The sequence below is a fragment of the Sphingobium sp. V4 genome (assembly GCF_029590555.1).
GTDB lineage: Bacteria > Pseudomonadota > Alphaproteobacteria > Sphingomonadales > Sphingomonadaceae > Sphingobium.
The window spans coordinates 2,623,352-2,637,687 of record NZ_CP081001.1 but is presented as its reverse complement, the minus strand read 5'-3'; the positions used below and the strand labels follow the sequence as shown (position 1 = coordinate 2,637,687).

The following is a 14,336-nucleotide window of genomic DNA, read 5'->3' as shown; positions in this document are numbered from 1 at the left end:
CGCGTTTTTCGCGTTGCAGCGAGAATGGAGCAGCATGTCTCACAAGCCTATTCGCAAAGCCATCTTTCCGGTTGCCGGTCTTGGCACCCGTTTTCTTCCAGCAACAAAGGCGGTACCCAAGGAATTGCTGCCCGTGGTGGATCGGCCACTGATCCAATATGCGGTCGACGAAGCTCGCGAGGCGGGGATCGAGCAGATGATCTTCGTCACCGGCCGGGGGAAGGGCGCGATCGAGGATTATTTCGACATCGCCTACGAGGCTGAGGCGACCCAGCGCGAACGCGGCAAGGATCTGTCCGCGCTGGACGGCACGCGGCTGATGCCGGGCAACGCGGTCTTCCTGCGTCAGCAGGAGCCGCTGGGCCTGGGCCATGCGATCTGGGTGGCCCGCGACATCGTGGGCGACGAGCCCTTCGCCATCCTGCTGCCGGATGAATTCATGAAGGGCGCGCCCGGCCGTGGCTGCCTCAAGCAGATGGTCGACGCCTATGACAAGGTCGGCGGCAATCTGGTCTGCGCGCTCGAAATCCCCATGGACCAGACGCCCAGCTATGGCGTGATCGATCCGGGCGCCCGCGATGGCGCGCTGACCGAGGTGAAGGGGCTGGTGGAAAAGCCCGCGCTCGGCTCCGCGCCGTCGAACCTGATCGTGCCGGGCCGCTATATCCTGCAACCGCAGGTGATGAAGATATTGGAGACCCAGGAAAAAGGCGCAGGCGGGGAAATCCAGCTGACCGACGCCATGGCCTCCATGATCGGGAGCCAGCCGTTCCACGGCGTGACCTTCGACGGCCGCCGCTTCGACTGCGGGTCCAAGGCCGGCTATATCGAGGCCAATCTCGCGCTGGCGCTGGAGCGCGCCGATCTCAAGGATCATATCCGCGCCTTCGCCCAGGAAGAGCTGGCCCGCTGATCGGACCATCGCGGCCCGCCGGAGGGCGGGCGGCCAGCAAAAAGGGCGGCCCCCGAGGGGGGGAGCCGCCCTTTTTTCATGTCCTGGCAGCGTGCGCCTCAGAAGGGCACTTCATCATCCAGGTCATTGTCGAAATTGGGGCTGCCCGCACCGCCACGGCTGCCGCCGCCGAAATTGCCGCCGCCCGACGAGCCGCGTCCGCCGCCGAAGCCGCCGCCCTGACCGCCGCCGAAATCATCATAGTCGCCGCCGCCAAAGCCGCTCGATCCGCCGCTCCAGTCGCTCACGCCCTGCGAACGGCCGCCGCCGCCGCCTTGGCCGCCGGCGCCCGGCGCGCCGTCCAGCATGGTCAGCACCGATCCCAGTCCCTGAAGCACGACTTCGGTGGTGTAGCGGTCATTGCCCGACTGGTCCTGCCACTTGCGAGTGCGCAGCTGGCCCTCGATATAGACTTTCGATCCCTTGCGCAGGAAGCGTTCGGCGACGCCCACCAGCCCTTCGGAAAAGATGGCGACGCTATGCCATTCGGTGCGCTCCTTGCGCTCCCCGGTCATGCGGTCCTTCCAGCTTTCGGACGTGGCGATGCGCAGATTGCACACCTTGCCGCCATTCTGGAAGCTCTTGACCTCCGGATCGGCGCCGAGATTGCCGACCAGAATGACCTTGTTGACCGAGCCTGCCATGTTTCCTCCAACGCGTTAGCCGGCCCTTATAGCGGCCTGTTTTGGGAGGTCCAGAACGGACTTGGGCGCAGGTTCAATGCGCCAGCGCGCCAAGGGCGAGGCCGCCCGAAAGCAGCGCCAGCCAGGATGCGGCCGCGCGGCGGAGCCAGGGCGCCCGGTGCCCGTCGCCACGGCCCCCGCATTGCCCGCCCAGTGCCGTCCAGAACAGCGCGCAGAGGAAAATGGAGGCAGCGAACAGGGCAACATGCGGCAGGAAGGCCGGTGCGCGCGGCGGCGGCAAGAGCGCCAGCGCGACGATCAGCCCCTTGGGATTGAGGAGGGTGGTGACGAACAGCCGGCGTGCGTCCACGGCGGGTGCGACGGCCCCCTCCATGGGCGTGCGCCACAGCGCCAGCGCCAGATGGAGCGCCCATGCCGCTGCCGCGAGCTTGACCGTCTGCGCCAGTCGGGGCCAGTCGGCCATGACCTCCGTCCCCAGCATCGCGACCGGCAGTACGACGGCCAGATAGGCCGCCATTTCCACCGGCACGAGCCGTGCCGTCCGGCGCCATCCGCCCTGCGCGCCGGACAGCGCCATCAGCATGTTGGTGGGGCCAGGCGTCAGCAGCAGCGCCCATACGGAAAGAAGGAAGGGCAGGGTGGGCATGGGTGGACGTCCGTGGGTCGATGTCCGGCCCCGTTATCCCGTCATGGAGCGCCCGGCCTTGATCCGCCGCAAAATCGCGAACCGCGGTTGGAGAGCGGCTGGGCGTGCCGAACGACCTTTCCGGTCGCCGGCCAATCCCCCTTATCCCACGCCCAGCGCCGTCGCGGTCCAATAGGTCAGGCCCGCCGCAACATAGGCCAGCACGAAGAGATAGCCGACCATGAACATCGGCCATTTCCAGCCATTGGTCTCGCGCCGCGTCACCGCGATGGTGGAAATGCACTGGGGCGCGAAGATGAACCAGGCAAGGAAGGCGAGGGCGGTCGGCAGCGGCCACTGGTTCTTGAGCCGGTCGCCCAGGCTCTGTTCCAGCGCTGCCTCGTCATCGCCCGCGTCGATCGAATAGACGGTCGCGAGCGCCGACACGGCGACTTCGCGCGCGGCCATGGCGGGGATCAGCGCCAGCGAAATGTCGCGGTTGAAGCCGATCGGTTCGAGCACGACATTGAGGCCGCTCGCGATCCGGCCCGCGATCGAATGGTCGACCTGGCTGGTGGGATCGCCGTCCGGCACGCGCGGGAAGCTGAGCAGGAGCCACAGGATCACGGTCGAGGCGAAGATGATGGTGCCCGCGCGCTTGAGGAAGATGATCGCGCGCTGCCACAGGCCAAGCAGGATGTCCTGCGGGCGCGGCCATTGATATTTGGGCATTTCCATCAGGAAGCCGCCGCTCGCGCCCTTGGTGACGGTGAGCCGCAGGACGAGGGCGACCAGCATGGCGCCGACGATGCCCGCGACATAGAGGCAGAAGAGTACGAAGCCCTGGAGGCCGATGCCGAGGCCCCCCCCGAACTCGAAAATGTCGCGAGCCGGGATGAAGGCGCCGATGATGACGGCATAGACCGGCAGGCGCGCCGAACAGGTCATCAGCGGCGCGATCAGGATGGTGGTCAGCCGGTCTCTGGGGTCGGAGATGGTGCGCGTGGCCATGATGCCGGGAATGGCGCAGGCGAAGGAGGAAAGCAGCGGAATGAAGGCGCGGCCCGAAAGGCCCACCTTCGCCATCAGCCCATCCATCAGGAAGGCGGCGCGGACCATGTAGCCGGTCGCCTCCAGCATCAGGATGAAGAAGAAGAGGATCAGGATCTGCGGCAGGAACACCACCACCGAACCCACGCCATTGATGACGCCGTCGACCAGGAAGGAGCGGAGAATGCCGTCGGGTAGGGCGTCTCGGGCCGCGTTGGCGGCCGCTTCGGCAAAGCCCTCGATCATGGCGATCGGCGCTTCCGACCAGGCATAGACCGCCTGGAACATGATGAAGAGCAGGCCGAGCAGCAGGATGAGGCCGAAGACGGGATGCAGAGCGACCCTGTCTACCGCCGCGGTGAGGCGACGCGAGGGCGTTTCGCGCACGATCGTGGCGCGCGCGATCCGTTGAGCTTCGCGCCGGGTCGCGTCGAAATCCCGGTCCTGTCCGGCAGGATAGGGGCGCGGCGCGCCGTTCAGCAGGCTTTCCAGTTCGGTGCGCAGATGATCGAGCCCGCGCTTGCGCACTGCAACGGTCGAAACGACCGGCACGCCCAGTTCGCGCGACAGGATGGCGGCGTCCAGTTCCAGCCCGTCGCGGGTGGCGAGGTCCACCATGTTGAGCGCGACGATCGTCGGCAGGCCGAGCGCGATCAGTTCCAGCGCGAAGCGCAGATGATTGTCCAGATTGGCCGCGTCGACTACGATCACCAGGGCATCGGGCCGTCTCTCGCCGACCTGCCGGCCCATCACCACGTCGCGCGTCACTTGCTCGTCCGGGCTGGCCGGGTCCAGGCTGTAGGTGCCGGGCAGATCGACCAACTCGACCGGGCGGCCGTCCGACAGCGACAAGCGGCCGGCCTTGCGCTCCACCGTCACGCCCGGATAATTGCCGAGCTTCTGCCGCGCGCCGGTCAGGGCGTTGAACAGCGCGCTCTTGCCCGCATTGGGATTGCCGACCAGCGCGATCAGGGGCAGGCCGCTCATGCGTCGCCCTCCTGCGGTCCAGTACGGACGGTCACGGCGGCAGCATGATTGCGGCGCATGGCGATGGTCATGCGGCCGATCCGGCAGGCGATAGGCCCGCGTCCGAAAAAGCCACCATGGTGCAGCGTTTCGACGCTAGCGCCCTCGCACAGGCCGAATTCCCGCAGGCGCTGCCCCTCGATAGCGGAGAGGGCGGACCAGTCGATCAGGTCGACATAGGCGGGTTGGCGCAAAGGCAGGTCGGTCAGACGCAAGGGAAAGCACTCACAGGCTATTTCTGCGAGTGACTATCAATACCGATACGAAATGGCCAGCGGGAATCGTGGCCCCGCGACGGCAGATCATGCTGGCGGATAGCGCAGCCGACCGATGAAGCGCGACAGGCTGAGCCGTTCGCCGCCGCCGATGCCCTTCCATTTGGCCTTGGCCTGTTCGAACCGCATCACGCCCTCGATCCGGCGCGCGAGGAAGGCGCGGCTGTCGGCATGGTCCTCGCTCTCGTCATCGACGAAGACCAGCAGGGTGGAGGCATAGACCGCAGTCAGCGTCGTGCGCTTGCTGTAGTGATTGAAATCGGTCGCGGTGTCGCCGGCGGCGCGCCACATGATGTCGGCCGCGCGCCAGGCCAGCTTTGCCGCGCGCGGGGCGTTAGTCGGCAGGGCGAGGATGGCGAGCGCGCGACGCAACGCTTCGCGATCGGGCGCCAGCAGCGCCAGCCGGGCTTCGACCAGGGCGATGATCTTCCGACGAATCGACAATGTCGCCAGCGCCTCGGCGGGGAGCGCGTCGCTCATCCGGGCGTCGATGCTGGCGAACCAGGCGTCGATCATGTCGACCGCGCCGTCGGCGAAGGCGAGCTGGGCGATTTCGGCATCGACGCCTTTCTCCGCCGACGCCATCGCAACCGCTTGGGGTCGCCAGCCGTCGAAGGCGGCGTGGCGCGCCAGCCCGGGCGCCAGCAGGGCACGGATTTCATCGAGGGTGAGGTCGGAGATGTCGCTCATGCCGGGCAACCTAGAGCGATTTCCCGTCAGATGGAACAGCGGAGGGCTCGGAAATCGCGGCCAGCAAATCAGGCGCGTCCCGGCAGGCGCACAAGCACCAGCGCGGCCGCCACTGCCGCCGTTCCCAGCATGTCGATCGGACCCAGCCACTCGTCGAACAGCAGCCACCCCAGCAGCGCCGACACGGCCGGTTGCAGCAGCAGGCTCAGTCCCAGGACCAGCGGCGAGAACCAGCCGATTGCGTAGGTGAGCAGCCCCTGGCCGACCAGCTGGCTGGACAGGGCGAGCAGGATGAGCGGCGTCCAGTCGTGCGGCATGATGGTTTCGCCCAGCGCCAGCGCGCAGAGCAGCAGCACCGGGGTGCTTGCCGCGCTCGACGCCGCCAGCACCGACCAGGCGTCGAGCCGTTCGCGCGCGCCCTGCACGATCAGCAGATAGGCGGTGTAGAATATCCCCGCGAGCAGGCAGAGCAGGTCGCCATGGAAATTGCCGATGGACAGTTCATAGCTGCCGCCCATCATCATCAGCGCGCCCGTGCCGGCCAGCGCCAGCGCGGCGGCCTGGATCGCTGTCGGGCGCTGGCGCAGCACCAGCAGCGCCCAGGCGGGCAGGAACAGGCCGCTCAGATTTCCGAAAATCGTGGCATTGGCGACTTTGGTGTAGAGAATGCCGATATGCCAGGCAGCGAGGTCCAGCGCGAACACCAATCCGGACAGGGCGAGGGCGATCCATTCACGCCGCATGGGCGGCGTGCGCTTCAGTCCCGGCAGCGCCAGCAGAACGAGGAAGGGCAAGGCGAGGCTGAGGCGCCAGAAGGCCGCAGCGACCGGGCCGACGTCCGAGAGCCGCACCAGCACCGGCCCCAGCGGCAGGATCAGGTTCGCCAGGATCAGGGCGGGAAAGGCGGCGCGCGGCATGATGATTGTCGCGGCAGGGGTTGAAGTCGGCATGGCGGCTCCCTAGCTGGCTTTGCGCATCAAGTCCCGTTGCATTTTGCAACCATGATGAGGGAGAATTTCGTGACGACCCTGTTCGATCCCGTCCAACTCGGCGCGGTCAGCGCGCCCAACCGCGTGCTGATGGCCCCGCTGACCCGCGGTCGCGCCACCCGCGACCATGTACCCACCCCGATCATGGCCGATTATTATGCACAGCGCGCCTCGGCCGGCCTGATCATCAGCGAGGCGACCGGCATTTCGCGCCAAGCGCTGGGCTGGCCCTATGCGCCGGGCATCTGGTCCGACGAGCAGGTCGCCGCCTGGAAGCCGGTGACGCAGGCCGTGCATGACAAGGGCGGCCGGATCATCGTCCAGCTCTGGCATATGGGCCGCGCCGTCCACAGCAGCGTGACCGGCGAGCAGCCGGTGTCTGCCAGCGCTACCGCGGCGCCCGGCGACGCGCATACCTATGAGGGCAAGAAGCCCTACGAGACCGCGCGGCCGCTGGCGCTGGAGGAAATTCCGGGGCTGATCGACAGCTATGTCCGCGCTGCGCACAATGCGATCGCCGCCGGCTTCGACGGGGTGCAGATCCATGCCGCGAACGGCTATCTGATCGACGAATTCCTTCGCGACAACAGCAATTTCCGCGACGATGCCTATGGCGGCAGCGTCGAAAATCGCGTGCGCCTGCTGGGCGAGGTGACGCAGGCGGTGGTGGATGCGATCGGCGCTGACCGCGTGTCGGTGCGCCTGTCGCCCAACGGCGATTCGCAGGGGGTGAACGACAGCGATCCGGCCAGCCTCTTTGCCCATGCCGCCGATGTACTCGACGCGATCGGCATTGCCTTCCTGGAATTGCGCGAACCCGGACCGGACGGCACCTTCGGCGCCACCGACGTCCCGCGCCAGTCCCCGCTGATCCGCCAGCATTTCAAGGGGCCGCTGGTGCTCAACAGCGATTATGACGCGGAGCGGGCGCAGGCGGACCTGGCCAGCGGGCTGGCAGACGCGATCAGCTTCGGCCGCCCGCTGATGGCCAATCCCGATCTGGTCGAGCGCCTTCGGACCGACGCGCCGCTCAATCCGCCCCGGGAGATGACGACCTGGTATGGTCCAACGGCCGAGGGCTATACCGACTATCCGACGCTGGAGCAGGAAAAGGCGGCGGCCTGAATCAGAAGCCCGGCCGGACATCGGGTCCGGCCCGGCTTTTTCCTGCCAGTCTTCGGGGCCGGATCAGGCGCCGAATTTTTCGCGCAGCGCCAGCATGGCGATCGCCGCCTTGGCCGCTTCGCCGCCCTTGTCCTTCTGGTCGGGACGGGCGCGCACCAGCGCCTGCTCCTCATTTTCCACGGTCAGGATGCCGTTGCCGATGGCGATGCCGTCCATGCTGAGCGCCATCAGGCCGCGCGCGCTTTCGTTCGACACCACTTCGAAATGATAGGTTTCGCCGCGGATCACGACGCCGATCGCGACGAAGCCGTCATAGCGGCCGGTTTCCGCCGCCATCGCCACCGCGCCGGGAATCTCCAGCGCGCCCGGCACCGTCACCACCTCATATTTGTGGCCGGCATCGTCCAGCGCGGCCTTCGCGCCTTCGATCAGCAGGTCGTTGAGATGGTCGTAGAAGCGCGCTTCGACGATCAGGAACTTGGCCATGCTGATATCCTCTTACAGTTCGATCGGCCGCTGCCCAACCACGGACAGGTCATAGCCGTCAAGCGCGATCAGGCTGTGGTGGCTGTTGCTGAGCAGGACCATGTCATGCACGCCCAGCTCCGCCAGTATCTGTGCGCCCACGCCATAGTCGCGCAGTTCGTCCATGCCGGCGACCTTCTGGCCGGCATGGGACCGGATGCTCTGGGTCAGGAAATCGTCGCGCTGGCTGCCGGTCAGCATCACGATGAGGCCGGCGCCTTCCTCCGCCACGATTTCCATCGACCGGGCGAGCAGGCCCGCGCGCTTGCCGTTGGCTCCATAGACATCGTCCAGCAGCGACAATTGATGCATCCGCACCAGAGTCGGCTGGTCGGGCACGACATGCCCCTTCTGCAACACCATCTGCTCGGTATGGGTCGCCTTGTTATAGAAGGTGATCGCCTTCCATTCGCCGCCCCATTGGCTCTGGAAGTTCGCTTCCGCGCGGCGTTCGACCATATGGTCGTGGCGGCGGCGATAGGCGATGAGGTCACGGATCGTGCCGATCTTCATCTTGTGCTTCTGGGCGAAGGGGATGAGGTCGTCGAGGCGCGCCATGGTGCCGTCATCCTTCATCACCTCGCAGATAACGCCCGAGGGGTTCAGGCCCGCGAGCCGCGCCACGTCGACCGCCGCCTCGGTGTGGCCGGTGCGTACCAGCACGCCGCCGTCGCGGGCCACCAGCGGGAAGACATGGCCCGGCGTCACGATGTCGGCCTTGCCCTTCGACCCGTCGATCGCGACGGAAATGGTGCGGGCGCGGTCGGCGGCGCTGATGCCGGTGGTGACGCCCTCGCGCGCTTCGATCGACACGGTGAAGGCGGTTTCGTGCCGGGTGCCGTTGTTGCGGCTCATCAGGTCCAGGCCCAGATGCTCGACCCGGTCCTTGGTCAGCGCCAGGCAGATGAGACCGCGGCCATGGGTCGCCATGAAGTTGATCGCATCGGGGGTCGCCATCTGTGCGGGGATGACGAGGTCGCCCTCATTTTCCCGATCCTCGTCATCGACCAGGATGAACATGCGGCCGTTGCGGGCCTCGTTGATGATCTCTTCGGGGCTGGCGAGCGCGGTGCCGCCCTCGCGCTTCAGCAGATAGGCTTCCAGCTTGCCCAGCGTCTCGGCGGTCGGATTCCAGTCCGCCTCGCCCAGCTTGCGCAGCGAATTGGCGTGCAGGCCAGCGGCCCGGGCCAGGCCGGAACGGGACATGCCGCCGTCGGTGACGAGGGTGCGGACGGTATCGAGAAGTGCAGACGACATGAAACGACTCCTTCCCCGGATGGGATAGGGGGCGTATATCACACCGCAATGTGATTATTGCAAGGCGCAATCACATTGTGCGGTTGCGAAGGCTCTGCATCCGGTCGAGATAGCGTGCCAGCACGTCGATCTCCAGGTTGAACGCGCGGCTTTCGGGCAGCGCGTTCAGCGTCGTCGCGGCGGCGGTGTGGGGAATGATGTTGAGGCCGAAATGCACGCTGCCATCGGCCTGGTCCTCGACGCTGTTCACCGTCAGCGAGATGCCGTCGAGGGTGATCGAGCCCTTGGTGGCGAGGGCCGGCGCCAGTTCGGCCGGTGCGCGGATGACGAGCCGGGTCGAATCGCCTTCATGGACGGCCGACACCAGATAGCCGATGCCATCGACATGGCCGGTGACGATATGGCCACCCAGTTCGTCGCCGACCTTGAGCGCGCGCTCGAGGTTCAGGCGGCCGCCCTGTTCCCACAGGCGCGGTGCGGTGCGCGCCACCGTTTCGGCCGACAGGTCGACCGCGAACCAGTCCTCGCCCTTTTCCACCACCGTCAGGCAGGCGCCCGAACAGGCGATCGACGCGCCGATCGCGACGCCGTCCATGGCATAGGCGCAGCCGATGACGAGCCGCAGGTCGCCGCGCTGCTCATGGCTGCGGATGATGCCGATGTCGGTGATGATGCCGGTGAACATAAAGCGACAGTTCCTGAATTCCGTCCGTTCCTTCAGAACGGGATGCGTCGCGCGCTGATCTAGGCGCTCCGCACCCGCTCGTAAACCTCCAGCCGGTCGACGCCCAGCGCACGCGTTTCGGCGATGCGCCAGCGGTCATGAGCGTGGGCCAGGTCGGCAAGGCCGATGTCGCCGATCCCCGCCAGCCCGGCGCCGATGACGATCGGCGCGCGATAGAGGAGCAGCCGGTCCACCAGGTCCGCGCGCAGAAAGGCCGCTGCGGTTTCCGCGCCGCCCTCGACCAGCAGATGGTCCACCCGGTCGAGCGCGGCGATTTCTTCGGGCGCGCCGATCCGCGTCCAGCCCCTGGGCGCATCCTTCCGGGTCAGCAGCAGCCGGCGGGGCGAGCGATCCTCCAGCCCGCGCAGGCGCACGTCGAGGCGGGGCGCATCGGCGCGCAACGTGCCCCCACCCACCAGGATGGCGTCATGCCGCGCCCGCTCCATGTGGGCGTGGGCGCGCGCGTCCGGCCCGGTGATCCAGCGACTCGCCCCGTCCCTGAGCGCGATCCGGCCGTCGAGCGAGAGGCCCAGCTTGAGCGTCACATGCGGTCGGCCCAGCGTCTGGCGTAACACGAACCCCGCCATCGCGGCGGCCGCCTCGTCCGCCATCAGCCCCATTTCGACGGCAATGCCCCGATCGCGTAGCCAGGCGGCGCCCTGTCCATCGGTGCGTGGATCGGGATCGCGCAGCGCGATCACCACGCGGGAAACCCCGGCGCGCGCCATCAGATCGGCGCAGCGCGGGCCGCGTGGGGACAGGTGGAAACAGGGTTCCAGCGTCACATAGCAGCAAGCCCCGCGCGCCCGGTCCATCGCCTGCTCCAGCGCCTGCGCCTCGGCATGGGGGCGGCCGCCCTTCTGGGTCCAGCCGCGTCCGACGACCTGGCCGTCGCGGACGACAAGGCAACCGACATTGGGATTGGGCGTGGAAAGGCCGCGCCCGCGCCGCGACAGGGCGATGGCCGCGGCCATCAGGCGCGTGTCGTCTCGGGGCGAAGTCATGCCGGTCAGGGCTGGGCGGCGCCCGCTTTCGGCGCGGCCTTTTCCGCCTTGGCCAGCCGCTCGTCGAGCAGTGCGTCGATCGCCTTGACCGCTTCCTTGCGCCTTGCGGTATTGCGGGCCTCTTCCGCGCGCCATTCGATGCCGAAGGCGTCGGCATAGCCCTGCATCTTCTTCTGCTGCTTGAGCAGCGCCGCCTCACGCTTGGCGAAGTCGATCTTTTGCTGGAGGATGATCGCCGCGTCGGATCGGTTCGCGTCCCAGCTTTCGACATAGATGATCTTGTTGCGCGTCGGCATCGTATTGGTGTTCGCGTCGATGACGAAGGTCCACACGATCACCCAGGTGAGCGCGACGGACAGGCCCAGCAGCGGCCATTTATGCTGGCGCTGCTGACGGAAATAGCCCCAGAAGTCGCCAAGCGCGCTCTTGGGGGAAACGGGACGGGGAAAGATCGCCATGCCGCCCTTATAGGACAGGGCGGGCGCAGATGCAAAATGGTCCATGCCTGCTCCATTCTCCTGCAACCCTCCCGGGCAGGAGGTGCAGGATTTGCGACGCCGAAGGCCGGAGACCGCGGACCTTACCGATCCGTCAGCGTGAACCGCACGGTCAGCGATTTGGTCGCACTGATCGCAACCCCGTCGCGAGTCGCCGGGCGGAAGCGCCATTTGCGCAGTGCGTGCCGCTGGGTCGCGAGCCAGAAGCTTTCATCGGTCGCCGACAGTTTCTCGATATCGGTGACGCGCCCTTCCGGGCTGATCGTCACGCGAACCGTCACCGCGCCTTCCAGTCCCTGGCGAATCATGGCGCCGGGATAGTCCGGCTGGAACGCGGCCATGGCGCGCGGATCGATCGACGGCTCGGTCAGTACTGGCGGGCGCGGCGGTTCGACGGGGGGAAGGATGATGGCCGGTCCCGGATCGGTCCCGGTCCCCGATCCGGGTGTCACGGTGATGGGCGGATCGCCGTTGGGCAGGACCACCACCGGGTCGGCGACGGTGGGCTGCTGCTGACGGGGGCGGGCCTGGATCTTCGGATCGGCCTGCGGCTCCACGATCGGCTCGGGCGGTGGGGAAAGCGGGATATGGGTCGTCGTCAGCGGCGGCGGCGTGAAAGCGGTTTCGATCACCTCTCTGGGGATCAGCAGGAAGGCGCCGATTACCAGCGCATGGACCGCCACCGTTCCGCCCAGTCCCAGCGGCGACTTTCGCGCGGCGCCGTAGCGCGCGCCCATATCCTGCTGACCCGCCTGCCCTTGTCCCGTTCCCAACGCCATGAGTCGCATCGTTCGGCTCCTCTGCCTGTGCATCCTCTCCCGCGACCGCCGGTCCTGCCGGATTCTCGGGCGAGATGAAATGATACAACATCAAATAATGATATGTTGCAACATAAAATTCTTGCGCAACATTCGGGCTGCATCGCGACATATGGGGGCAAAGCGGGAGTGCGACGACGGGTGAAACAGGATCATGTCTTCAGGAGCCTCCATGCGATTGCGTTCCCTTCTTCTGACCCTTTCGGTCGCCGCCGCGGCGCCGCTTGCCGCCCAGCCGCAGGGTGGGCAAGGCGGTCCCTGGGCCGCTGACGCCGACCAGAACGGACAGATCAGCCGCGACGAAATGACCGCCTATATGGAGCGTCGCTTCGGATTGATGGATCAGGACGGCGACGGACAGGTGCCGGTGCAGGCGATGCAACGGATGATGGGCCATGAGCGCGAACGGCCCGTCGCCGCGGGCGAGACGCCGGAAGGCCGGGAGCGTGGCGGCCCGGGTGGTGCAGGTGGTCCTGGTGGAGCAGGTGGCCGGGGCGGCGCCGGTGGTCCGCCGCCCGGTGGCCGTCCGCCTCGCGAACGCGCCGAAGCCGGTGGCCCGCCGCCGTCCCCGCCTGGCCGAGCCATGCCCTGGCCCGAAGACGGCAATGACGATGGCCAGATCGACCGCGCCGAATTTCTTGCGCCCGCGCTCGCCATGTTCGCTGACCAGGACCGCAATGGCGATGGGCTGCTGACCGCCGAGGAGCTGCCCCCGCCGCCGCCGGCCGGGGAGGGACCGCCGCCCGGCGAATAAGCCCGTTCGTCCAGGGACCGGCCGCCTTTCTCCTCTGCGTGGCCGGTTCCGCCGGGGCGCGCCGTTTGGCCCGGCGCGCCCCGGCCTTCACGGCTAGAACAACGTGTCGACCGCGTGGATGGCAAGGCCCACGAGGCCGCCCACCAGCGTGCCGTTGACCCGGATATATTGCAGGTCGCGCCCGACCGCATGTTCCAGCCGCTGGGTGACGGTGCCCGCGTCCCAGCCGCGCACCGTGTCGCTGACCAGCCGGACGATCGCATCGCCATAGCCGGCGGTCGCGCCGACGGCCGCCCGGCGCACGAAGCGGTTGATGACGAGCCGCAGGCCCGCTTCCTGCTGCAATGTGCCGCCCAGCGTGCGCAGCGCTTCGCCCAGCCGTCCGGCCATCGCCTTGCCCGGATCGCGTACCGCGCGCAGCAGGCCGGCGCGCGCCTGTTCCCACAGCCCGTCGATCCAGCGCTGCATCGCCGGATTGTCGACGATCTCGTCGCGCACCTTGGCCACCTTTGCTTGCATCTCGAGGTCGAATTGCAGGTCGAAGGCCAGCTTGGCCATGCCTTCTTCCGCCTTCAGCCTTAGCGGATGGCCGGGGTCTTCCGCCATGTCGGACAGCAGCTTGCGCAGGCCCGACAGGATCGCGTCGGCGAGATTTTCGTCGAGGCCCGTCCAGCGCAGCACTTTGCCTGCGCGTTCATGCACCATCTGGCGGATCAGATGCTCGTTGGCTTCCAGCGTGCGGTCGGCCCAGTGGACGATGCCGTCCATGACCGGGGCGTGGCGGCCGTCGCGCATCGCCGCCTCGATCGCCTGCCCGATCAGCGGCCCCATGTGGATGGCTCGCAGTCGCTGGCCGATCGCGCCCTTGACCATGCCACCGAGCCGTTCCTGGTCCAACGCCTCCAATATGTCGGCGATCAGGCGCGAGGCGCCTTCGCGCAGACGCCCGTCGCCGCCCGATGGGCTGGCGAGAAAGCGCCCGGCAGCCGCCGCGACGTCGATGTGTCGCATCCGGCGCGCGACGACCGCCGGGGTCAGGAAATTGTCGCGCAGGAACGCGGCCAGCGTGTCGCCGATCCGGTCCTTGTTGCGCGGGATGATCGCGGTGTGGGGGATCGGGAGGCCAAGGGGGTGACGGAACAGCGCCGTCACCGCGAACCAGTCGGCCAGGCCGCCGACCATCGCCGCTTCGGCGAATGCCTGGACGAAGCCGATGGCGGGATGGAGATGGGCGGTGGCGCGCGCTACGATGAACAGTGCGGCCATCGCCACCAGCATACCCGTCGCCACCAGCCGCATCCGCCGCGCCGGGTGGGGGTCGGCGACATCCTTGGGCCGGGACAGGCGAAGCAGCGTCATCACCCTCCAACGGTTACGCTGC

General features: G+C 67.5%; 16 protein-coding genes. 3 read left to right on the top strand and 13 right to left on the bottom strand.

Translation table 11 applies throughout. The annotated features are described in order from the left end of the window. Positions 1 to 34 precede the first annotated feature (34 nt). A complete protein-coding gene (locus K3M67_RS13180) occupies positions 35 to 913 on the top strand; it encodes a UTP--glucose-1-phosphate uridylyltransferase (protein ID WP_066860965.1) in 879 nt (292 codons plus the stop codon). A 98-nt stretch (positions 914 to 1,011) separates the two neighbouring features. Here the strand turns inward: K3M67_RS13180 and ssb are convergent, their stop codons facing one another. From ssb to K3M67_RS13150, 6 genes are all read right to left on the bottom strand, one after another. Further along, a complete protein-coding gene (ssb, locus tag K3M67_RS13175) occupies positions 1,012 to 1,596 on the bottom strand; it encodes a single-stranded DNA-binding protein (protein WP_066860968.1) in 585 nt (194 codons plus the stop codon). A gap of 73 nt (positions 1,597 to 1,669) precedes the next feature. After that, positions 1,670 to 2,242 carry a hypothetical protein gene (locus K3M67_RS13170; protein WP_285831671.1) on the bottom strand — a complete coding sequence of 191 codons (573 nt, stop codon included), beginning with the start codon at positions 2,240 to 2,242 and terminating at the stop codon, positions 1,670 to 1,672. A gap of 141 nt (positions 2,243 to 2,383) precedes the next feature. Beyond that, positions 2,384 to 4,258: a ferrous iron transporter B gene (feoB, locus tag K3M67_RS13165; protein WP_285831670.1), complete on the bottom strand. Its 1,875-nt coding sequence runs from the start codon at positions 4,256 to 4,258 to the stop codon at positions 2,384 to 2,386. Next, positions 4,255 to 4,512: a FeoA family protein gene (locus K3M67_RS13160; RefSeq protein WP_066860976.1), complete on the bottom strand. Its 258-nt coding sequence runs from the start codon at positions 4,510 to 4,512 to the stop codon at positions 4,255 to 4,257. The genes feoB and K3M67_RS13160 overlap by 4 nt, the downstream gene beginning before the upstream one ends. Positions 4,513 to 4,599: 87 nt before the next feature. After that, positions 4,600 to 5,262 (bottom strand): COQ9 family protein, encoded by a 663-nt coding sequence (locus K3M67_RS13155; protein ID WP_066860979.1) that lies wholly within the window; start codon positions 5,260 to 5,262, stop codon positions 4,600 to 4,602. A gap of 68 nt (positions 5,263 to 5,330) precedes the next feature. Then, entirely contained in the window at positions 5,331 to 6,212 is an 882-nt protein-coding gene (locus K3M67_RS13150; RefSeq protein WP_066860982.1) for a DMT family transporter, read from the bottom strand. Positions 6,213 to 6,281: 69 nt separating this feature from the next. Here K3M67_RS13150 and K3M67_RS13145 point away from each other — a divergent pair, with 69 nt between their 5' ends. Next, on the top strand, positions 6,282 to 7,376 hold the full coding sequence (locus tag K3M67_RS13145) for an alkene reductase (RefSeq protein ID WP_285831669.1): 1,095 nt from the start codon (positions 6,282 to 6,284) through the stop codon (positions 7,374 to 7,376). A gap of 63 nt (positions 7,377 to 7,439) precedes the next feature. Here K3M67_RS13145 and ribH read toward each other — a convergent pair whose 3' ends face one another. The 6 genes from ribH to K3M67_RS13115 all read right to left on the bottom strand — a co-directional run bounded on the left by ribH (position 7,440) and on the right by K3M67_RS13115 (position 12,162). Beyond that, entirely contained in the window at positions 7,440 to 7,862 is a 423-nt protein-coding gene (ribH, locus tag K3M67_RS13140) for a 6,7-dimethyl-8-ribityllumazine synthase (protein ID WP_066860983.1), read from the bottom strand. 12 nt (positions 7,863 to 7,874) lie between these two features. Beyond that, a complete protein-coding gene (gene ribB / locus K3M67_RS13135; RefSeq protein WP_285831668.1) occupies positions 7,875 to 9,158 on the bottom strand; it encodes a 3,4-dihydroxy-2-butanone-4-phosphate synthase in 1,284 nt (427 codons plus the stop codon). Between the two features lie 70 nt (positions 9,159 to 9,228). Beyond that, complete coding sequence (locus tag K3M67_RS13130) at positions 9,229 to 9,843, bottom strand: riboflavin synthase (RefSeq protein ID WP_285831667.1); 615 nt, start codon at positions 9,841 to 9,843, stop codon at positions 9,229 to 9,231. Positions 9,844 to 9,902: 59 nt separating this feature from the next. Then, positions 9,903 to 10,886, bottom strand: coding sequence for a bifunctional diaminohydroxyphosphoribosylaminopyrimidine deaminase/5-amino-6-(5-phosphoribosylamino)uracil reductase RibD (gene ribD / locus K3M67_RS13125; protein WP_269747259.1), 984 nt, complete (start codon positions 10,884 to 10,886; stop codon positions 9,903 to 9,905). A 5-nt stretch (positions 10,887 to 10,891) separates the two neighbouring features. Beyond that, positions 10,892 to 11,389 (bottom strand): hypothetical protein, encoded by a 498-nt coding sequence (locus K3M67_RS13120; RefSeq protein WP_066860995.1) that lies wholly within the window; start codon positions 11,387 to 11,389, stop codon positions 10,892 to 10,894. 77 nt (positions 11,390 to 11,466) lie between these two features. Next, complete coding sequence (locus K3M67_RS13115; RefSeq protein WP_502958906.1) at positions 11,467 to 12,162, bottom strand: energy transducer TonB; 696 nt, start codon at positions 12,160 to 12,162, stop codon at positions 11,467 to 11,469. 211 nt (positions 12,163 to 12,373) lie between these two features. On the opposite strand from K3M67_RS13115, the gene K3M67_RS13110 reads away from it, so the two are divergent. Continuing rightward, a complete protein-coding gene (locus K3M67_RS13110; RefSeq protein ID WP_285831666.1) occupies positions 12,374 to 12,955 on the top strand; it encodes an EF-hand domain-containing protein in 582 nt (193 codons plus the stop codon). Positions 12,956 to 13,048: 93 nt separating this feature from the next. Here K3M67_RS13110 and K3M67_RS13105 read toward each other — a convergent pair whose 3' ends face one another. Next, positions 13,049 to 14,314, bottom strand: a complete 1,266-nt coding sequence (locus K3M67_RS13105) for a DUF445 domain-containing protein (protein WP_285831665.1) — start codon at positions 14,312 to 14,314, stop codon at positions 13,049 to 13,051. Between the last annotated feature and the right edge of the window lie 22 nt (positions 14,315 to 14,336).